Source organism: Schnuerera sp. xch1, assembly GCF_019931165.1.
In the GTDB taxonomy this organism is placed as follows: domain Bacteria; phylum Bacillota; class Clostridia; order Tissierellales; family Tepidimicrobiaceae; genus JAIOUP01.
This window is the reverse complement of record NZ_JAIOUP010000012.1, coordinates 59668-80986: the sequence shown is the minus strand read 5'-3', so window position 1 is coordinate 80986 and position 21319 is coordinate 59668. Positions and strand designations below refer to the sequence as shown.

The 21319-nt window shown below is 31.7% G+C and carries 24 protein-coding genes and 1 riboswitch; of the genes, 4 read left to right on the top strand and 20 right to left on the bottom strand.

Annotation, left to right across the window (positions count from 1 at the left end; translation table 11 throughout):
• The first annotated feature begins 393 nt into the window (after nt 1-393).
• Nucleotides 394-1866: an amino acid permease gene (locus K8M07_RS09435; protein ID WP_223378159.1), complete on the top strand. Its 1473-nt coding sequence runs from the start codon at nt 394-396 to the stop codon at nt 1864-1866.
• A 77-nt stretch (nt 1867-1943) separates the two neighbouring features.
• Here K8M07_RS09435 and prxU read toward each other — a convergent pair whose 3' ends face one another.
• The 3 genes from prxU to K8M07_RS09420 all read right to left on the bottom strand — a co-directional run bounded on the left by prxU (nt 1944) and on the right by K8M07_RS09420 (nt 4398).
• Entirely contained in the window at nt 1944-2666 is a 723-nt protein-coding gene (prxU, locus tag K8M07_RS09430; protein ID WP_263282510.1) for a thioredoxin-dependent peroxiredoxin, read from the bottom strand.
• Nucleotides 2667-2789: 123 nt separating this feature from the next.
• On the bottom strand, nt 2790-3491 hold the full coding sequence (locus tag K8M07_RS09425; protein ID WP_223378157.1) for a TIGR02206 family membrane protein: 702 nt from the start codon (nt 3489-3491) through the stop codon (nt 2790-2792).
• A gap of 172 nt (nt 3492-3663) precedes the next feature.
• Nucleotides 3664-4398, bottom strand: a complete 735-nt coding sequence (locus K8M07_RS09420) for an N-acetylmuramoyl-L-alanine amidase (RefSeq protein ID WP_223378155.1) — start codon at nt 4396-4398, stop codon at nt 3664-3666.
• 154 nt (nt 4399-4552) lie between these two features.
• Here K8M07_RS09420 and K8M07_RS09415 point away from each other — a divergent pair, with 154 nt between their 5' ends.
• Nucleotides 4553-4942: a hypothetical protein gene (locus tag K8M07_RS09415; RefSeq protein ID WP_223378153.1), complete on the top strand. Its 390-nt coding sequence runs from the start codon at nt 4553-4555 to the stop codon at nt 4940-4942.
• Nucleotides 4943-4981: 39 nt separating this feature from the next.
• Here the strand turns inward: K8M07_RS09415 and K8M07_RS09410 are convergent, their stop codons facing one another.
• Nucleotides 4982-5083 carry an FMN-binding protein gene (locus K8M07_RS09410; protein ID WP_223378151.1) on the bottom strand — a complete coding sequence of 34 codons (102 nt, stop codon included), beginning with the start codon at nt 5081-5083 and terminating at the stop codon, nt 4982-4984.
• Between the two features lie 75 nt (nt 5084-5158).
• A complete protein-coding gene (gene wrbA, locus K8M07_RS09405) occupies nt 5159-5830 on the bottom strand; it encodes an NAD(P)H:quinone oxidoreductase (RefSeq protein WP_223378149.1) in 672 nt (223 codons plus the stop codon).
• A 197-nt stretch (nt 5831-6027) separates the two neighbouring features.
• Between wrbA and K8M07_RS09400 the strand changes: the two genes are divergently transcribed.
• Complete coding sequence (locus K8M07_RS09400) at nt 6028-6612, top strand: metal-dependent hydrolase (protein WP_223378147.1); 585 nt, start codon at nt 6028-6030, stop codon at nt 6610-6612.
• A gap of 90 nt (nt 6613-6702) precedes the next feature.
• On the opposite strand, the gene ehuA is transcribed toward K8M07_RS09400, so the two are convergent.
• From ehuA to K8M07_RS09325, 15 genes are all read right to left on the bottom strand, one after another.
• Nucleotides 6703-7473: an ectoine/hydroxyectoine ABC transporter ATP-binding protein EhuA gene (gene ehuA / locus K8M07_RS09395; RefSeq protein WP_317845493.1), complete on the bottom strand. Its 771-nt coding sequence runs from the start codon at nt 7471-7473 to the stop codon at nt 6703-6705.
• 22 nt (nt 7474-7495) lie between these two features.
• Nucleotides 7496-8149, bottom strand: coding sequence for an ectoine/hydroxyectoine ABC transporter permease subunit EhuD (ehuD, locus tag K8M07_RS09390; protein ID WP_223378145.1), 654 nt, complete (start codon nt 8147-8149; stop codon nt 7496-7498).
• Nucleotide 8150: 1 nt separating this feature from the next.
• The gene (gene ehuC / locus K8M07_RS09385) at nt 8151-8795 is read right to left on the bottom strand and encodes an ectoine/hydroxyectoine ABC transporter permease subunit EhuC (protein ID WP_223378143.1); all 645 of its coding nucleotides are present in this window, start codon (nt 8793-8795) and stop codon (nt 8151-8153) included.
• 29 nt (nt 8796-8824) lie between these two features.
• Entirely contained in the window at nt 8825-9712 is an 888-nt protein-coding gene (gene ehuB, locus K8M07_RS09380) for an ectoine/hydroxyectoine ABC transporter substrate-binding protein EhuB (protein WP_223378141.1), read from the bottom strand.
• Between the two features lie 298 nt (nt 9713-10010).
• Nucleotides 10011-10145: riboswitch (cyclic di-AMP (ydaO/yuaA leader) on the bottom strand.
• 116 nt (nt 10146-10261) lie between these two features.
• Nucleotides 10262-11284 carry a low-specificity L-threonine aldolase gene (gene ltaE, locus K8M07_RS09375; RefSeq protein ID WP_223378139.1) on the bottom strand — a complete coding sequence of 341 codons (1023 nt, stop codon included), beginning with the start codon at nt 11282-11284 and terminating at the stop codon, nt 10262-10264.
• 20 nt (nt 11285-11304) lie between these two features.
• Nucleotides 11305-12057 (bottom strand): acyl-[acyl-carrier-protein] thioesterase, encoded by a 753-nt coding sequence (locus K8M07_RS09370; protein ID WP_223378137.1) that lies wholly within the window; start codon nt 12055-12057, stop codon nt 11305-11307.
• Nucleotides 12058-12253: 196 nt separating this feature from the next.
• The gene (locus K8M07_RS09365; protein ID WP_223378135.1) at nt 12254-13102 is read right to left on the bottom strand and encodes a nucleotidyltransferase domain-containing protein; all 849 of its coding nucleotides are present in this window, start codon (nt 13100-13102) and stop codon (nt 12254-12256) included.
• 34 nt (nt 13103-13136) lie between these two features.
• Nucleotides 13137-13871, bottom strand: a complete 735-nt coding sequence (locus K8M07_RS09360; protein WP_223378133.1) for a class I SAM-dependent methyltransferase — start codon at nt 13869-13871, stop codon at nt 13137-13139.
• A gap of 100 nt (nt 13872-13971) precedes the next feature.
• On the bottom strand, nt 13972-14166 hold the full coding sequence (locus tag K8M07_RS09355) for an HD domain-containing protein (RefSeq protein ID WP_223378131.1): 195 nt from the start codon (nt 14164-14166) through the stop codon (nt 13972-13974).
• A gap of 59 nt (nt 14167-14225) precedes the next feature.
• Nucleotides 14226-14981 (bottom strand): class I SAM-dependent methyltransferase, encoded by a 756-nt coding sequence (locus K8M07_RS09350; RefSeq protein ID WP_223378123.1) that lies wholly within the window; start codon nt 14979-14981, stop codon nt 14226-14228.
• A gap of 780 nt (nt 14982-15761) precedes the next feature.
• Entirely contained in the window at nt 15762-16361 is a 600-nt protein-coding gene (gene recR, locus K8M07_RS09345) for a recombination mediator RecR (protein ID WP_223378121.1), read from the bottom strand.
• Between the two features lie 17 nt (nt 16362-16378).
• Entirely contained in the window at nt 16379-16717 is a 339-nt protein-coding gene (locus K8M07_RS09340; RefSeq protein WP_223378119.1) for a YbaB/EbfC family nucleoid-associated protein, read from the bottom strand.
• 21 nt (nt 16718-16738) lie between these two features.
• Complete coding sequence (gene dnaX / locus K8M07_RS09335; protein WP_223378114.1) at nt 16739-18376, bottom strand: DNA polymerase III subunit gamma/tau; 1638 nt, start codon at nt 18374-18376, stop codon at nt 16739-16741.
• Nucleotides 18377-18472: 96 nt separating this feature from the next.
• A complete protein-coding gene (locus K8M07_RS09330; protein WP_223378112.1) occupies nt 18473-19126 on the bottom strand; it encodes a potassium channel family protein in 654 nt (217 codons plus the stop codon).
• A gap of 12 nt (nt 19127-19138) precedes the next feature.
• Nucleotides 19139-20497, bottom strand: coding sequence for a TrkH family potassium uptake protein (locus K8M07_RS09325; RefSeq protein WP_223378104.1), 1359 nt, complete (start codon nt 20495-20497; stop codon nt 19139-19141).
• 126 nt (nt 20498-20623) lie between these two features.
• Between K8M07_RS09325 and K8M07_RS09320 the strand changes: the two genes are divergently transcribed.
• Nucleotides 20624-21301, top strand: coding sequence for a metal-dependent hydrolase (locus tag K8M07_RS09320; protein WP_223378102.1), 678 nt, complete (start codon nt 20624-20626; stop codon nt 21299-21301).
• Nucleotides 21302-21319 lie beyond the last annotated feature (18 nt).

The window sequence follows — 21319 nt, the reverse complement described above, 5'->3', positions numbered from 1 at the left end:
AACCTCATCATCCATATCAAAATTATTAGTCAAATCAAAACTAAAAGTTAGTTGCATTTTTTTGATTTTTGCTTTATAATCAAATTTAGTATGGTTTTTCATAGTAGTTAAATTATACTAAAAAACAGGTCTTAGAGCTAGCGCTCTAAGACCTGTTTTACTTTTTTGGGCTTTTTATTTTGAAACACCCCTTCTTAGCTTTGATAAATGAGAACATATATTATGTTATTAATTTTATCTATAATCTAAATAATTTAACATTAAAAGTATTAAAAGAAAATTTTTTCTAAATATACAAATTTACTAGCTTTTTGTTTAAATCTTTGCTAAACTTAAATAGTTCGTTAAAAAAGATACGAATGACAATAAATATTTAGGTGCAAGGAGGATTTTATGCAAGAGCAAAATACGAAGCAATTAAGATGGTATAATTTAGCGATGATGGCTTTTGTTAGTGTTTGGGGATTTGGGAATGTAGTTAATAACTACGCTAACCAAGGCTTAACAGTTATAGTATCATGGGTACTCATTATCTCTTTATATTTTATACCTTATACATTAATGGTTGGAGAATTAGGCTCAGCTTTTAAAACAAGTAAGGCAGGAGTAAGTTCATGGATAAGAGGTACAGCAACTCCATTATTAGCTTACTTGGCGGGTTGGACGTATTGGGTAGTACATGTACCATATCTAGCACAAAAACCGCAAAATGCTTTAGTGGCTCTAAGTTGGGCAACATTCCAAGATGGAAGCCTTATGGATAAGTTTAGTACGTTAACAATACAGTTGATAACTTTAGCTATATTTTTAGCATTTGTGTGGTTAGCTTCAAAAGGTATTACATCTATTAAAAGAGTAAGTAATGTAGCTGGGATAGCTATGTTTGTAATGTCTATACTATATGTAGTTATGATGGTCGCAGCACCATCCATAAGAGAAATAGAAATAGCTACTGCTGATTGGAGTTTTAACAGTATAATGCCTAAGCTTGATTTCTCATATTTTACAACAATATCAATGTTAGTATTTGCTGTAGGTGGATGTGAAAAATTATCTCCATATGTAAACAATACGAAGAATCCAGATAGAGAATTCCCTAAAGGAATGATAGCACTAGCTATTATGGTTACTATATCAGCTATACTAGGATCAATTGCTATGGGTATGATGTTTGATTCTACAAATAGACCAGATGATTTAATGATGAATGGAGCATATTATGCATTCCAATTATTAGGCGAGTATTATGGTCTTGGGAACTTCTTTTTAATTGTATATGCTTTAACTAATTTAATATCTCAACTTTCTGTATTATTAATTTCCATAGATGCTCCACTTAAAGTTTTATTTGCTGAGTCTGATAACAGATATATACCAAAAGCCTTAACTAAAGTAAATAAACATGGAGCACCTATAAATGGATATAAGATGACTACAGTTCTCGTTGGTACACTAATAGTAGTTCCAGCACTTGGAATAGGAAATATAAACGAATTATTTAATTGGTTATTAAAGTTAAATTCTGTGGTTATGCCACTTAGATATTTGTGGGTATTTTTTGCTTACATGGGATTAAAACGTATGGCAGATAAATATAATCCAACATATAAGTTTATAAAAAACTCAAAGTTAGGGTTTGTGGCAGGTTTATGGTGTTTTGCGTTTACAGCATTTGCATGCATACTAGGTATGTTCCCTGGAGATATACCAGCCTTTACACCAGATTGGAACTTTAGAGTTATATTAAATTTTGCAACTGTATTTATTTTAATAGGATTAGGATATATACTCCCTACAATAGCAAAGAAAACAAACAAGGATTTACCAGACAAAAATGCTGGTAAAGAATATGTAACACAGGAATAAGAAGAGTAATATTATAAATTATTTAAGGGGCTGTTTCATAACTTATAAGTTTTGAAACAGCTCCATTTTATCTTTCTCTATTCGTCTCTAGCTTCACTTATACTCCATTGTTTCCAAACATTGCCTACTAAATCTGGATTAGGTTTCAGTGTCTTCTTGCCTGGATTCCATCCTGAAGGAGTAACCTCAGTTCCTTCTGACTCTCTTACTAATTGGAATGCCTTAATCTGTCTTACAGTTTCATTTACATTTCTTCCTACGGAAGGAGTAAGTACTTCAAATCCTTGTACTATTCCATCCGGATCAATTATAAATCTTCCCCTTGTTTCTACTCCACTATCTCCATCGTATATTCCATATTTTTTACCTATAGTTCCGTCTTGATCTGAGCCCATTGGGAATGGAATATCTCCGTCTACCATCTTGGATAGTTCATTATCATTCCACATCTTGTGAACATAAACACTATCCACACTTATGGATATAACTTCTACATCCAAATTCTGCAACTCTTTGTATCTATCAGCAACTGCTGACACTTCAGTAGCTCAGACAAAAGTGAAATCTCCTGGGTAGAAACATAGTAATACCCATTTTCCTTTAAATTCTGAAAGATTTAACTCAACAAATTTACCATTATGAAATGCTGGTATTGTAAAATCTGGTGCTGGTTGTCCAACTTTAATCATATTTATTTTCTCCTCCTTTATATTTCGATCCCCATCTTTTTCAATTTCTTTTATACCCTCATCTTTAGTTATTGTAGGTCTCTGACATCCTGCTTTAAATTCTTTATACAAAATAGCACCTCCTATATAGGCAAACTTAATCATTATTCTATTTATTATAGAATTTACCTATGTTAGACTTACCCATTAATAATGATTATCAAACATAATTAATAATTACTTTCAGAAAATCAACTAAGACTTCTTAGCTGATTTTTTTAACGTTAATTCGGCTTTTGTAACTTTAGATATGTATTTAACTACATTATATCCAATAAAAAATATGAAAATAGTAAAGCAAATAACAAAGGGTACATAAACATAATCTGGCCATTGTTGAAAGAATGGTCTATACTTTAGATAAAAATAATTCCCATCAACCATAGGATTTAAAAAATATACAAATATAAAATAGATTAGAAACATGCTACATGATCTTATAAAACTTTTGAAATTAGGCCTCCAATTATAAGCTATATATGCAAAGTAGGGCAATAATATCGTAATCAAGTGATTTATTACACATAAGATCCCTAAAAGATGGTATATAGGATAAATTCTTGATGGATATAGAAATGAGCCATAAGCATAAAGGCCAAAATAAAACATTGTATCAAGCACCTTTGTATTTTTAGTTATTAAAAAGTATATTCCTAACAATGATGAAATACGACATATATGGAGTGGTAATGATTCAGAAACATCGAAATCATTCTCTAAAAAATACCATGAATAGAGTAAAATCTGTTGCAGTATTGATACAACTAATATTATATTTCCAACTTTTTTTGAACTTGTTTTTACCTTCTCTCGATTTATTATAAGTACAATTAATCCAATCACTAATATTGAAATATAGATTAAATGGTTAAAATCAAAGAACGTAATAAATGCCACATCTTTACTCCACCATTGATTCATTCCATACCACTCTTCCTACCGATGTAACATATACTACAAATTCTTCTTTACAAAATATACAACTATATTTATTCATCTGTCTCTCCTCCTATGTAATATATCTATGTTATTATATCATAATAAAAATAAGTTGAAGTCAAACTTCAACTTATTTTTGCAAGTACGATAATATTCCTTTTTTTATAGCGCGAGCCAATTTCTGTTGATATTCGTCATCTTGTAAAAGCCTACGTTCTTCTGGATTGGTAATAAAACCTACTTCAACCAATACTCCTGGATATTCTGTTTCCCTTAATATAAAAAAATCTTCACATAAAATTTCACACTTTAAATTATCATCTCTAAAATAATTATAATAAAAGTTTCTATCTATAGATTCGCTAATATTTTTTGCTAATTCTTCCCCTTCGACTGAATTTGGATAATGGTATATTTTAATACCTCTGGCTGAACTTCTAGTGCTTGAATTGCAATGAATACTAATAAATACTAAAGGTTTATTATTGTTTATAATATTTCTTCTTGCATCTAAATCTTTTCTATATCTAGAAGAATTAATACTGCTTAAATCCTCTAAAGATTCATCATTTTCTCTTGTCATAATTACATGAAATCCTTCAACTAGCAATTCTTTCTTTAATTTCAAACTTACGCCTAAATTTATATCTTTCTCTAATATATCGCTTTTTTTTCCAGCTCCTCCATCTATCCCTCCATGACCTGGATCTACCACAATAATATCTTTATCTGAAAAGTTAAATATATCTAATACTTGTGAATCTCTCAATTTAAATATGGCTATTAGAAATATAACCATAAATCCTATTAATAATAGTAATCTTCTGTTCAATTTGATTGTATAAATTCTAAATTTGTTTTTCATCTTCTCACCTTGAAAACAATTATTATAAACTTGTTCTATATTACTTTTATGTAAATGAAGCTGGATATAGAATAAAAATTTAACTTTAATATATTTTAATAAAATAACAAATACTAATTTATGCATTACAAATCATCACATTGGAGGAGTATATATGAAAATAAAAAGTTACTTCCCAGATTTAAAGTCAGCAACCGAAACAGTTAGAAAACTACAATCAGAAGGAATTGGAAATGCTTATGTAGATGCAAATGACTATCACAACAGAAATAGAAATGTAAAAACAAACCCACCTGGGACTTCCTATGGAGAAAGTCTTTCAGATTTAGTTTTAAACTCTGGAAGTAATATTATAGATCCAAATGCAGCTCCATTAACTGCAGCTAATCCAATGGTAAGTGGAATGGCAGGTTTTGAAGAAATTACAGATATCAACTGTTGTGTCATTGTTGAAACAGACGACAACAATTCTAATAAGGCAAAGGATATAATAGAAAATATGGGAGGTATTTTTGAAAATCCTAATACTGATGAAATGTACTAACATAAAAAAGCGGTATACCGCTTTTTTATGTATTAATTATTATTGTGCTTCTTCTAAAGCATTTTTAACTGCCTCTTTCCAACCTTCAGAAGATTCCGTAGCTGTTGCAACTGTATCTACTTCATATGTTTGTTTTATCAATCATCTCTGTAGCTAAATCTTCTCTAAACTGTTTTAAATTTGGTCTGTCATCTTCTCCCGTCCATTCTTCATAGTCTACTTCTTCCCTTTTTTAACCCACTCTGCAACAGTTATTACACGTTTAGTTTGGTACTTCACCGCATCTTGTACATCTTCTATCATTCTCCCATGTTGATCTACAGTTACTGATGTCCCATAGGGGTTCCCACCGGATTTAAATATTGATGCATCACTAAATCCTGGTGGGACTATAATTGCTCCCCAATGAAACATGGATTTATATATGGCATGAATAGTGGTTTCCTGACCACCATGTGGGTTCTGTGCTGATGACATAGCAGATACTACTTTATTAACTAATTTACCTTCTGCCCATAATCCACCTTGCTTATCAATAAATTGCTTCATTTGCGATGCTACGTTGCCAAAACGAGTTGGTGAACTAAAAATTATGGCGTCTGCCCAATCTAAATCATCTGAAGTTGCTACTGGTATATTCTTTGTGTCTTCAGCATGTTTCTTCCATAATGGATTTGAATTAATGGCTTCTGGAGAAGCAAGTTCTTCCACCTTTAGAACTCTAACTTCAGCGTTTAAATCCCTTGCCGCTTCTTCAGCCCATTTTGCTAATTGATAGTTAGTTCCTGATGAGCTGTAATAAATAACAGCTAATCTTACATCGATCACTGAATAACTCTCCTTCCTTATAATTTTTTTATTTCTATTTGCCCTATCATCATCTATCATTCTTTCCTCTTTCGTAATTTATTAACATCTTACCCCTTCTTATACATATTAATCGTTCTTTTAAATATTATAGGAATAATTTATCAAGTTATATTATTAAAATTAAAACATTATACGTTGTAAACACTTGTTCTTTTTTATGATATAGAGTATAATTGTTACAGATAGATAATAAATGACATCTAAGGGGAATGATTATGACGGGAAAAACTCATATGGCAATAGGAATGACGATTGGATTGTCCTTATCCTTTGGACAACCTTTAGAACATCAATTAACTTTAATAGTAGCTTCTACTATTGGCGCTTTGGCTCCTGACCTAGATCATCCGAAAGGTGAATTAAATCAAAAATTATTACTGGTCAATAATAATTTCTTTAGAGCTTTATTTTATTTAACTTTGGGATCTATATTTATATATTTATATTCTCAAAAAAGCAATATTTTATTTATGCTATTAGGTATGTTTTCTTTTACTTTAGCAATATCAACTCACAGAAGCTTTACCCATAGTATAGTAGGATTAATTATTTTAGCGGCTATAATTAAGCTCATTACGATTCAATATAGCTTATCTTCCATACATTATAGTTTTACTATAGGATATGCATCCCACCTAGTATCAGACTTCTTTACTCGTAAAGGAATAAGATTATTTTATCCCATAAAAGCCAACGTATCCTCTCCATTAACATTTAAGAATAATGGATTTGGAGAAAAGACGGTGTTCGCACTATGTAGCTTATACTCCTTATGCTTGTTTTTTATGAATTTGGTTTAACAACAAAGAATCCCCATCTATAATTAATTATAGATGAGGATTCCCAACATAAACAACTAGTGAATAGTTTAAACTACTCTTTAGTTATAATTATCTACTATTAAATCTATCTAAAAAAGCTTGTAGTCTAGGTGTTTCTGGTTGATTAAATATTTTTTCAGGAGATCCTTGTTCAACTATTTTACCTTCATCAAAAAATACAACTCTATCTGCTATATCTCTTGCAAAATCCATCTCATGAGTTATGAGTAGCATGGCCATATCTCCCTCTTTGGCTATTTCCTTTATGACTTCCAATACTTCTCCTACTAATTCTGGATCCAAAGCTGAAGTAGGCTCGTCAAATATCATAATCTTTGGTTTCATAACTAGAGCACGAGCAATTGCAACTCTCTGTTTCTGTCCTCCTGAAAGATTTGCTGGATATTCTTCTAATTTGTCTGCTAATCCTACTTTGTCCAACATAGATTTAGAAAGTTCCATCGCTTTATCTTTAGAAAATCCTAAAACGGTTACAGGAGCCTCCATTACATTTTGCAAAACAGTCATATGTTTAAATAAATGAAAATGTTGAAAAACCATTCCAATATTTCCACGCATACTTCGAAGATGTTTTTCACTAGCTTTTACTAAAGTTCCATTTTTCTTCTCATGCCATAAAGGCTCACCATCTACTTCAATGACTCCAGATGTAGGTTCCTCTAATGTCATTAATAGTCTAGCAAAGGTAGTTTTCCCAGATCCACTTGGTCCAATCAGAGCTACCTTTTCTCCTTGTTCTATATCTAAATCTACTTCTTTCAAAACTTCAAGTTCATCATAAGATTTTGAAACCTTTTTATAACTAAACATTGGTTTCATAACTAAATTTCTCCTTTCAAATTTACCTATTTTTATTCAATCGCAATTCTAAACTCCGTATCAATCGAGAAGACGGATAGCTAAGCAATAAGAATAAAACTCCAACAATTGTAAAAGCTTCAAGATATCTAAATGAATTTGCACCAATTGTCTTAGCTGTTTGTAATATTTCAACTAAAGTTATTGCTGATAGTAATGGTGTCTCCTTAAACATAACTATAAGATAATTTCCCAATACAGGAATTATTGGTGGAATTGCTTGAGGCAAAATAATCTTTGTCCACGTATTTGCACGATCAAAATTCAAAGCCTTTGCTGCTTCCCACTGTCCTTCAGGTATAGCTTCAATTCCACCACGATATACTTCCGATAAATAAGTGCTATAATGCATACCTAATCCTATTACTCCTGCAGTAAATGGTTCAAGTGCTACTCCATACTGAGGAAATACATAAAATATAAAGTATAATTGTACTAAAAGAGGCGTATTTCTTACAAAATCAATAAATTTCCTCGTAATCATAGCTATAGATTTTATTCTTACCCTACTCAACATGGTTAGAATCAATCCTAATATTAAGGCAAAGAAGAAAGATGTAACAGTTGCTAATACCGTAATCTTCAAAGCAGATAAAATTTCAGGAAGTATAGAAATAGTAAAATTCCAATCCCACATATCAATACCTCCCAACTGTCAATCTATTTTCTAGCCATCGAATTCCCTTAGTCATAGGCCATGCAATTAGATAATACATTATCAGAAGTATACCAAATATTTTAGTAGTTTCTAATGTTGAAGCATTTAACACATTGGCCTGATATGTTAAATCCGCTAAAGTAATTAATGAAACTAAGGCAGTTCCCTTAAGCAGCTCTATCTGTAAATTGCCAAAGCCAGGCAACATCATTACAAAAGCTTGAGGCATTATAATTCTCCACATTCTCTGAAAACGGGTCATATTTAATGCTATTCCTGCCTCATTTTGACCTTCAGGAACTGACAATATGGAACTTCTAACTATTTCGGAACCATAGGCTCCTGAATTTAGTCCCAAGGCTAAAATTCCAGCAGCCATAGCAGGCAACCTAATTCCCAATATTGGCAAAGCAAAATAGATCCAAAAAAGTTGCACTAAAAGTGAAGTCCCCCGAATTACTTCTACATATATAGCGGATATAGTCCTTACTATTTTATACTTTGATAAACGACCAAGCCCTGCAACAAACGCAAGAACAAAACCAAGGATCATCGATAAAACAGTAAGTACTAAAGTAACTTCAAGTCCTTTTAAAAGAGCATATATTAAGTCCAGTGTACTCACTCATTACACTTCCTTTCGTTAACAATTTTCTATCTGTTTAATATCTCTTCAGTTGTCACATCTCCAGGAAGCTCATCTTCAGTAAATCCAAATTCTTTTATTATTTCTAACAGTTCTCCTGAATCTTTAAGTTTTTGTAATTCTTTATTAAAAGCCTCTACAAAATCCTGGTCTTCATGACGAAATGCAGTTGCACCATAATCTTTAATACTTTCACCATCAATTACTGGTGGTGTAAAATTCTCAACACGTTCAATATTCGGATCATCTGCAGTATCAAGAGTTGATTGTAATGATGGTCCTGTCGCAGTTATTGCATCTACACGGCCCGACTGTAATGCTGATAAAGCTGAAGGCATATCTGGTACCGTAGTGATACGCTCTTCTTCCACACCTGATTCTATCAGATATTTATACTCGATGGCTCCTCCAGGTACAGCAATTGTAGCTGTATCATGATTAGCGATATCTTCATAGCTATTTAACCCTAAAGGATTTCCCTTCTTAACTCCTAAGGCAACCCCTACTGAATATTCAGGATTTGCAAAAGCTACCTGTTTTGCCCTATCGGGTTTTATATACATTCCTGCTGTAATCATGTCAAATCTTTTTGCCTGTAAACCTGGTACTAATGATCCAAACTCAGTAAGTTCACCACGCATTTCTTCTATTCCTAAGTTTTTTAGGACAGCTCTCGCAACTTCAACTGATTCGCCAGTCAACTCTCCGTCAGCTGTTTGATAAGCATAAGGTTTTTCATTTGCAAAACCTACAGTTACGTAGCCTTGTCTTTTAGCTTTTTCCAATGTACTTTCATCACTTGCCCCTAAGTTCCCACATGATGACAACGTAAATAGACTTATTACTAATATCGTTATTAATAAAATTTTAGATTTTTTCAATTTAATTTTTATCATTCTTATTTATTTTCCTCCTTATTTAATATAGGTATTGTACAACTTTTCCATACCATCATCTTAATAAGATAATAATTGTATAGGTAGAAATTATAGTTTTCTCTTTGAAACCTAGTCTTCCCAAGTAATGGTTATTCTTATTCTTTGTATATATAGTTTCTAATAGGAACCTATAATTACTTACAAAAAACTAAAAAGGGACTTTTGATAAAGTCCCAAAGGAATTAAGCATCTATATTCTACCTATATTTTACAATAAATAAAATATTCAACACGCAAATTAAAATAATTTTAATTAATTATTTGTTTCACACGCTTCTGAGGTTAGCTGACGGATTCGGATTTGAAACTACCCTACACTTATATATAAGCGATTCACCCCAACAAATTGGTTCCCCCAGTTTCCTTTTGGGAAATTGAGCAAATAATTATTTACTAATTCTTTTACTAGGTAATGGTAACATAATTCTTTTTACAAGTCAAATATTATATCAAAATTAACTGAATATAATATTTATAATAAAAATTGAAAATGTGATGATATAGCTTCTATATTATTTCCCTTATACATTCTACTACATAATCTATATCTTCTTTACTAACATCTTTATTGGTTACAAATCGTATTGTATTTCCTTCGCCAGAGTTAGTTTTTATTCCTTTTTCTAATAGCTTTTCAGCAAATTCTTGAAAATCGAAGTCTTCTCTATTTACTTTACAAAATACCATATTTATTTGGACCCTATCCATATCTACTGAAAATCCTTTAATCTTGTTTAACTTAGTAGCTAAGTATTTGGCATTGTCATGGTCTCCTTGAAGTCTATCTACCATCTTTTCTATGGATATAATTCCACAAGATGCTAAAACCCCTGCTTGTCTCAACCCTCCACCTAATAGCTTTCTCATCCTTCTTGCTTTTTTAATGAATTCTTTTGAACCACATAAAAGAGACCCAACTGGTGAAGATAATCCTTTTGATATACAAAATGTTACTGAATCAGTATATTGGGCGATTTTCTTTGCAGGAACATTTAAATATGTAGCTGCATTGAATAATCTCGCTCCATCGAGATGAACAGGGATATTGTTTTTATGTGCCGTTTGGTATAATTCCTTCATTTCCTCCAATGAAACTACAGTACCATTTGCCAATGCATTTTCTAAACACAATAATCCTGTATCAGGATAATGTACATTTTCTGTTCTAATTTTGCTTAGAACATCTTCTTTATAAATCTTTGTATCCGGATTATCCACTATTGCATAGCTTACCCCTGAAAGTCTTGCTGCAGCACCTACCTCGTTTTGAACTATGTGGCTATTTGAACCAACTATAATCTCATCTCCCATTTTAGTATGAGACATAATTGCAATTTGATTCCCCATAGTCCCTGAAACCACAAATAATGCTGCCTCTTTTCCTACTTCTTTTGCAGCTAATTCTTCTAATCTGTTTATTGTGGGATCATCTTCATATACATCATCCCCAACTTCTGCATCATGCATAGCCTGTCTCATTTCATCTGTTGGTTGGGTTACAGTATCACTTCTCAAGTCTATATATTTCAAAAATGTTCCCTCCTTCAGTTTTATATTAATTCAATCTTTACTTGAGATTTGAAATTTAACTTATTATTTTCATTAACACCTTCAATATATATTAAATTTGAATCAATTTCTGACATATCTTTATAAAGAGTTATTGTGTCTCCAGGTGAAGCTTCATTACTATAGTTCACCTCAATCGATTTGATACTATGTCTTTTATGTTCATGTAAACTAAAACAATCCATTATAAAATCAACATATCTTGAATTATTTAAATGTTCATTAACATCTATATCACTATATCTTACTGTTCTTTTATATACCATGCCTAGTTTTCCTTTTGGTTTAAGTTTCCCCAATTTACAATCTATTGCTCTCTTATTTACTATTGATGGATATCCATTATAGATTGCCTTTGTTTTCTCTAATCTCCTGGTTTTTATATCGATAATAACCCAAGTTGAAACAGCTTTAGCTAATATATTCCCTTGAGAATCTTTTACCATAAAATCTCTCATAAATTCTACTTTATTAGGTTCTTGAGGCCAAGTGTCTATAATAATTTTCTCTTTCCATAAAGGATATCTAACAATGTCAACTCTCATTCTAACTAATACCCACAAGACCCCATACTTCTCTTGTAATGTATTCAATCCCATCCCAAGGTTCTCCGCATGTAAGCCTGCAATGTCCTGAAAGAATTGAAATAAAGAGCTTAGTTTTAGTTTTCCTTTGAAGTCAATATGATTAACATCTACTTCATAATCTTTACTATATAACGAAACTGCCTCCATATTATCTCCCCTTTCTTATGAGAGCCTTCCTTATCTACATTAGCATATTAATTTCGTATTTTTCCATTATCAACTATTTATTTTAGTATATCATAAAAACTCACCATATTAACATCTTTTCCATCCATTCACTTCATTTATAGGTAAGGCTTTCTCGGAAAGAATCTGATAAATTACTTAACTATTCTATTTTTCTTTAATATTTTTCTCTCATATCGAGTAGCATTTTTGTTTCAGAAACAAGCTCTTTAAGCATATTTACTCCTTCTCTTGTGCTATCTTTATCAGAGGAAAGTAATGTAATAATCTTATCTATTCTTTTCTTATAATCCCTTGGTTTTATACTAAAGCCATCAATCATTCTAACAGCCTTTTTTTCATTAATACAATATTCTCCATTCAAAGCAAACAGGACTTGATTTAAACAAGAAATACTTCTGAAACAATGTCCGCATACATAATAAGCATCATCCTTATTAACATTATCATCAGCAAACATTGAGGAGAAGGAAGCTTCAAACATAAAATATCCAACTATTGCATTCTTTAAAGTTTTAGGATATGGGATGGTCTTAGATTTTAATTCTAAAATTATACCTTTCGGGTCAACTAATATTTTACATACAGAAATTTCACCCATATACATTACATTAAGATATGCATGAGGGTGTCCTGTATGATAATGAGTAGAAACTTTTCCTTCTAAACAATCATCTATAACCTGTGATACCCTTTTTATATCGCGAAATATTAAATCAACATGATATCCTTGAACTACAATCCAAGCCCCACCATTAATCCAAGAACCCCATTCTCCTAAAGATGTAACTAAGTTTTCTCTATGTTCATCATCTAATTTTGTTGCTATTCGACTTACTTTACTAATATCGAAACCTAAATTCTCATCATAATATATTCCAATATCTATGTCAGATTTTTCATGATGAGTATCTCTTGCTCTTGAACCTCCTAAAACTATACCTATAATACCTGGTATGTCTTCCAATTCGCAGCTGATTTGATTCAAAATATTTTCTACCATCATAGCAGTTCACCTCCATCTTCATTTCATTCAGATATCACTTCTTTCTCGCAGACATAAGCAGTATCATTGGTCGGCGCAGTTCATCCAACATTCCGGGTACTGTATTAAGTATATTTTCTGCAGACTCTGGTTCAACAATCCCTATTATTTCAAATCCTATTTTTATGAGACTGTTTAAATATGTAGTAAGTGTCCTGTGATATTTTATAATTTCCTCACCTAAAAATTTAGCATTACGAATACCTTCTGTAAAATAATAGTCAACTGGCCAATGCAGGATATTGCCCTTATCATCATAATACCAATCCTGGGGACCTTGGGCAGTAAAAATTGGATGTTCTACAGAAAATACAAAATCTCCATCCTTTGAAAGGCATTTATATATTTTATTTATAATATCTTCGAATGCTTGAATATAATGAAGAGCCAAAGAACTGATGACAACTTCAAACGAATTATCAGGAAAATCTATATCCTCTATTGGTATACAGATATACTCGATATTCTCATATTTCGTTTTACTTTTTGCTTCACTTAACATCTTTTGTGAAATATCAATTCCAATTACTGACTTTGCACCGTTCTCTACAGCATAGCGACAATGCCACCCAAATCCGCAGCCTAAATCTAAAACCCTTTTATTTCTAAAATCAGGTAACATATTTTTTAGTTCATGCCACTCCCCTACACCTTCAAGACCATTTTTTGAACGGCTCATATTTCTATATTTATCGAAGAAGACATCATCATCGTATTTATTTTGTTTCATTATAATCACCCGTTCACATATTCTTCTCTAAGATAAAATAAAGCGTTTATATGCAATTCTCTTCCTGTATTTGTCTTAAAATTTTCCTCAATACATTTCTTTATTTCCTTTGTGCTTCAACAGCACCAATATCATGAAGTATAGCAACAATTCTAAGCAATTCTTTTTGTTCTTGGATATTTTCACCCTTCATTATATACTCTGCATTTTCCAATACTTTAAGGGTATGCTCTATTCCGAAGGGAATTTCTTTAAAGACTTCTTTCATTTCTTCAATAATTTTCTCTATAAACATAAATACCTACCAATAGCCTAAATTCAAACTTTCCAGTATGGGCATTCCCTAACACTGTATTACTTTTTAATTGCCCTTGTTGCATAAAAAGTTGGGACGTTGAATTCATGAAGTCTTCCTACACCGTTTGTATCTTGATATATATTTGTAAGGACAAAGCCTGCTTGTAATTGTTCTCCAATTTGTTCTTCAATGGTATGTGAAAACTGAATTCCCCAATCGTTTTTTATTGAATCTTCGTACAGTTGTTTATCCTTCAATGGATTAAATGGCAGTTTGTGGATTATCATTTTCTCTTCATCATCAAAAGCATAATTAATGCCATTATCCAATCCAGCCAATAAAACTCCCCCTTTTTTCAATACCCTGTAACATTCCTTCCAAACGGGGAGAACGTCCTCGATATAGCAATTAGAAACTGGATGAAAAATCAAGTCGAAAGATTCATCTTCAAAAGGAAAGGGATTTGTCATGTCTGCTTTCACTAGTTTAATCTCATAGTTTTCTCTTTCTGCAACCTCTTTTTCTTTAAACAATTGCTTTTCTGAATAATCCAGTATCGTACACTTTGCACCTAGTGCTGTAAATATAGGCATTTGCTGACCACCGCCAGATGCCAAGCCCAATATTTGAGCATTCTTCATTTCGCAAAACCAATCTTTTGGCACGGGTTTTGTAGGCGTCAATAGCACAAACCAATCATTATACCTTGCTTTTTCAAAAACCTCATGACTAATGGGTTGTCCCCATTCCCAGCCTTCTTCTACCCATTTATCAATACACTTCGAGTTAACTTCAGTATATTTTTTATCCATATAAGCCTCTCTCCTCGTTGTGAAACACTAGCAATCGTTAACTCCCTTTAATATTTTACAAGTATACAAAATCCCACCAAATGTATACCATATACCTTTATTTTACACCAGATAGTTTATAAAATCATCTACTTTCTTGTACTTTATTATTTTTTATTCAATTCACTTAACACTCTCTTAATCCCTACCACAACCTGTTTTTTGCACTCTTATAAATAATACAACTTTATTTTTTTGCAACAACTAATTAACCCCTATATCCTGCCTATTTTATTTCCTACTTTCCTTACCCCTAAATCCTTAATCCTAACTATATGTAACCCAAACAAACTCCTTCCCTTTTTCAAATAAAGTCCTTTCACTGACACCCCTAAAACCCTCGAAAATACTCACTTGTTATTCTCTCCCATTTATCCATTTAATTCCTTAATCCTTGAACCTGACCTCCTAAAGTACTTACATTTTGGAGTTTTTGGGGCAAAAAAATGAAAATAAAGTGCTTGTAGGGAGAAAGGTTTAGGGGGAAGAGTTAAGGAAAATATTATCCATTTCTCCTCTCCATTTTCTTTTTTATTCAACCTTTTAATCTATTGAGTTTATTGGGCTTGAGCCTTATCCCCTATGCCTTTTCTCTCTAAAATTTCTAATAAAAAAATATGGCCTACAGGGCTTTCCTAAACCCTAATAAACCATGTTTTCTAATAGTACTTTATTTTCTTCACTTCAGATATTTGCAAAATGAAAGAAGTTTATTTGATGTAGACAATTCATCGCTAACATCTATAACTCTCTTCTATTTTCCATAGCCTTAGATAATGTTACTTCATCAAAATACTCCAAATCTCCACCTACTGGAATTCCATGTGCTATTCGTGTGGTTTTAATTCCTAAAGGTTTTAATAGTTTTGCAATATATAAGGCTGTGGCTTCACCTTCTACAGTGGGATTGGTAGCTAATATTACTTCTTGCACTTCCCCGTCATTTAATCTATTTAAAAGTTCTTTTACCTTTATCTCATTTGGTCCTATATTTTCCATAGGAGATATAACTCCATGAAGCACATGGTATAATCCTTTGTATTCTCTAGTCTTTTCCATGGCTATTATATCCTTAGCACCTTCTACTACACATATTATAGATTTATCTCTCCTATCATCACTACATATACTACATAATTCATTTTCTGTTAGGTTACAACATACTTCACAATAATGTATCTTCTCCTTTGCCTCTGTAATTGAAACAGCTAACTTCTTAGCTTCTACAAAATCCATTTCTAAAACATAAAAAGCTAACCGTTGAGCAGTTTTTCTTCCGATACCTGGAAGTTTAGAAAACTGTTCAATTAGATTTGCAATAGGTAATGCATAATAGTCCATCTACATCAACCTTTCTACTAGGACAATCCTGGTATATTCATACCTCCTGTTAACTTGCTCATTTCTTTTGTCATCATTTCCTCTGCATTTCTCAATGCTTCATTTATTGCTGCCATTACCAAATCTTCTAACATCTCTACATCCTCAGGATCCACTACAGATTCATCTATTTTAATCGACAGAATTTCCTTTTTACCATTTACCCTACAGGTTACAGCTCCACCACCAGCACTTGCTTCTACTTCAGCTTCTTCCAACTGTTTCTGCATTTCCTCCATCTTTTTTTGCATCTTTTGCATCTGCTTCATCATACTACCCATATTACCACCCATTCCTGGGAATTTACCTTTACCCATATTAATTCTCCTTTCTATTTATTATTCTATTTCTACAATATCCTCACCAAAGAAATCTATCACTTCTTTGATTTTATCCTCATTTTTTTCTGTATCATCTTCCATTTTACCATCTATCATAATAAACTTGAGCTTAATATTTTTATTAAAATGAGATGATACGATTTGCTCAACAAGCTCCTTATTCTGTGGTCTTTCCATGGCTTCTTTATGAAAGCCAAATCCATCATTATAACCTAATACAAGGTTATTATTTGAAAATGATACTAACTTCCCTTCTCTCAAAAAAGCATTTGTTTTTATATCTTTCTCTTTGACTATTTTCAATATTGTATCCCAATGAACTTTTATATTTTCAAAAGGAAGCTCTTTCCCATCATCAACTATTTCTACTGGTTCTATCTCTTTTTGTTTTTCTTGTTCTAACTTCTGTTCTTTCGGTTTTGACTGTTGCATTTTTTTGCTTACTTTATTTTTAGGTTTATTTGCTGTTGATATTGGTTTGGCAATTGGCAATTTACCATTATCTATTGCCATTTCAAGTTTTTTAATTCTATCTTCTAAACTAGCCTGATCTTCTAAGTTTATCAGTTTTATTATTGTCATTTCAAGTATTATTCTAGGTTGAGTTGCCCATTTCGCTTGATTCTCACTTTTATTTAATATATCTAGTGATTTTAAAATAAAATCTAATGATATATCCTCACTTTGCTTTTTATACTTTGATATCGTCTCTTCATCCATATCCATTATATCTACTGAGTTGTTTGAAGTCTTTACAATTAATAGGTTCCTAAAATGGTATATCAAATCCTTTATAAACTGATTTATATCCTTTCCTTCTTGAATTATCTGATCTACTTTTAATAACGAATCTTCTATTTTTTTATTTTTTATATTATCAACCATAGAAAATATTAGATCCGTATTTGCTATTCCTAAGATATTTAATGCATCTACATAAGTTAATTCTTCGCTTTTATATGATATACATTGTTCCAAGAGACTTAAGGCATCTCTCATTGCACCGTCAGAGTTTCTAGCAATTAGCTGCAATACCTTTTCATCTACTTTTATATCTAATTCAGAAGTTATTTTCCTCATATTGATAATGATATCCTTAGATGTAATTCTTTTGAAATCAAATCTTTGACATCTCGAGAGGATAGTTTGAGGTAATTTCTGTAAATCAGTTGTCGCTAATATGAATATTAAATGCTTAGGAGGCTCTTCTAGAGTTTTTAACAATGCATTGAACGCCTGATTGGTAAGCATATGAACCTCGTCAATAATATATATCTTATACTTTGCCTTCGAAGGAGGATATATGACCTTATCCCTTATTTCTCTAATATCCTCTATTTTTCTGTTACTAGCTGCATCCATTTCTATAACGTCCATCATAGACTCATCTAATATGCCTTTACATATTGCACACTCATTACAAGGATTCCCATCTATTGGATTTAAGCAGTTTACTGCTCTTGAAAATATCTTTGCAGTAGAAGTCTTCCCGGTTCCCTTCGTTCCAGCAAACAGATAAGCATGACCAATATTTTCTGATACTATTTGATTTTTTAGAGTTGTTGTGATATGCTCTTGACCTAATACTTCATCAAAAGTTTTTGGTCTATATTGTCTATACAATGCTTGATACATAAAAACCATCCTCGTATTGTTTAGTATATATATTATATCAGAAGAGAAGAATAATTACATCAACAAAACAAAATAGAATTCCAAGATTTTTTTCTTCTAGTCAGTTTTATTCTCGAGCTTACGCAAACTTTCATTATTTCCAATTACTATAAATATATTCCCCTTATTAATAATGTCATCTGCATTTGGTAATATATTTATATCTTCTCCTTGTTTTATTGCAATAACATTAATACCATATTTCTTAGGTAAACTAAGTTGTTTAAGAGTTTTCCCTTCCCACTCTTTTATTGCTGAAATCTCTATTATACTATACTCTTGAGATAATTCAATATAGTCCAATATATTAGATGAAAGTATATTATGTGCTACTCTAATACCTATATCTCTTTCAGGAAATACAACCTTATCAGCTCCAATCTTGGAAAGTAATTTCCCATGCAATTCATTCTGTGCTTTTGCTACAATTTTTTTTGCTCCCGATTCCTTAGCTATTAATGTAGACATAATGGAAGCTTCTAAATTAGAAGCTATACTGACTATTACTACATCAAAATTATCTAACCCCAATGCTTTGAGTGCATCATCATCAGTTACATCAGCTTGAACAGCATGAGTAACCGAATTAGCAATATCCTCTATAACCTCCATATCAAGATCAACCGCTAAAACATCATGACCTAAACTATAAAGGGTCTTTGCAATACTACTACCAAATCGTCCACATCCAATAACAGCAAATTGTTTCATAAACTCACCTTCTTATCCTATTAAAATTTTCCCTTCAGGGTGTTTATAATATCCTTTGTTCTTCCTTTCTTTTTTAGTCAATGCAAATGCCACAGTTATTGGTCCTAATCTTCCCACAAACATTGTTGATGCTATTATTATTTTACCAACTATGGATAAATTAGAAGTTACATTTCTAGTTAATCCCACTGTTCCAAATGCAGAAACTACTTCAAATAAAAGATCCAAAAAATCATAACCTGCTTCAGTAACTGTTAAAATCATAGTTACAAAAATTATAATCAACATTCCTATACCTATAACAGCAAGAGCCTTATATATTAATTTACTAGAAATACTTCTATTATATACTTCAACATCTTTATCACCTTTCAAAACTGATCTAATTGTAAGCATAATCACTCCAAAGGTAGTAGTTTTTATGCCTCCAGCCGTAGAGCCAGGAGATCCACCAATAAACATTAAAATAATAAATAGAAAAGTTGTGGAACTTCTAAGTGAAGCCATATCTATACTATTAAATCCTGCAGTTCTAGTAGTTATAGACTGAAACATAGCTGAGGTTATTTTATCAGCAAAAGGTAAACCCCCAATAGTATCCAGGTTGCTATATTCAGATACAAATATAAATATAAAACCTAATAACAATAGAATCGATGTAATAAGCAAAACCAGTTTTGTGTGTAAAGAAGTTCTACGAATACTTCTATGGTTAATTAAATCAATCAGTACTGTATATCCAATACCTCCTATAATTATTAGTAATCCAATAGTTAAATTAACCATAATATCATCCACAAACGGAATCATGCTTTCACCGATCAAATCAAAACCTGCATTACAAAATGCTGAAATTGCATGAAAAATTGAGAACCAAACTCCTTTTATAGTACCATATATCGGTATAAATCTAATAGCTAAAAGTGTAGCTCCTATTACTTCTATAATTAGAGTAGAGATTATTACATATTTAATAAGTTTAACAAGCCCAACTAGAGAAAACTGATTAAGTTCCTCTCGCATTATAAGTCTTTCTCTTAGAGTTATTTTTTTGCCTAACATTAATGCAATCATTGTTGTCATCGTCATTAACCCTAATCCACCTATCTGAATCAACACCAATATAACTATTTTCCCAAATACAGTCCAATGAACAGCTGTATTTACCACTACGAGCCCAGTTACACACACAGCGGAAGTAGCAGTAAATAATGCATTTATAAGGCCTATACTCTTGCCATCAACAGAAGATTGTGGTAAATTTAATAATATGGTACCTATTAATATAATAATTGCAAATCCCATAACTAATACTTGTGCTGGATTTCGCGTTGTATTGTTAATCCTATCTTTGAAATTTATAATCACCATCTCCTATAATATAAATGTTCATTTTTATTATTTTATCACTGTGTTGGTTTAATTACTATAAAAAAATATATTTGTAATATAAAAATATAATTTGGGTATATGATATGAGTAGAAAGGAGGATTATTATGAAAATTACTTACTTAGGACATTCTGCATTTATAATCGAGGAACAAGACTTCAAAGCTATAATTGACCCTTTTATATCAGGAAACGACCTATCAACAACAAAAATTGGAGATATAAAAGGATTAACACATATATTTGTATCTCATGGTCACGATGATCATATTGGTGATACTATACCCCTTGCCAAAGCAAACAATGCACTGGTAATTACAAATGCTGAAATAGCTGGTTATTTATCGGATAAAGGGTTAAAAACTCATGCTATGCATATAGGGGGTAAATACAAATTTGATTTTGGCACGGTTAAACTAACTCCAGCTCTTCACGGTTCAGGTATAACTACTGATAGGGGAACGATAGATGGAGGAAATCCCTGCGGCTTCATTATTGAAGTAAATAATAAGAAAGTATATCATGCAGGAGATACAGGCCTTACAATGGATATGAAGCTATTAGAATCAGAAAATATTGACGTTGCATTAGTCCCTATTGGCGGAAATTTCACAATGGACATAGATGATGCTGTTAAGGCTATAGAGTTTATTAAACCTAAGGCAACCATACCAATGCATTATGATACATTTCCCGTTATAAAAGCAAATCCTAATGAATTTAAAGAAAAAAATAAAACAGGTAAAACTGTTATTTTATCTGTTGGAAGTAACTACGAATTTTAAAAGGCTGGTAAATACCAG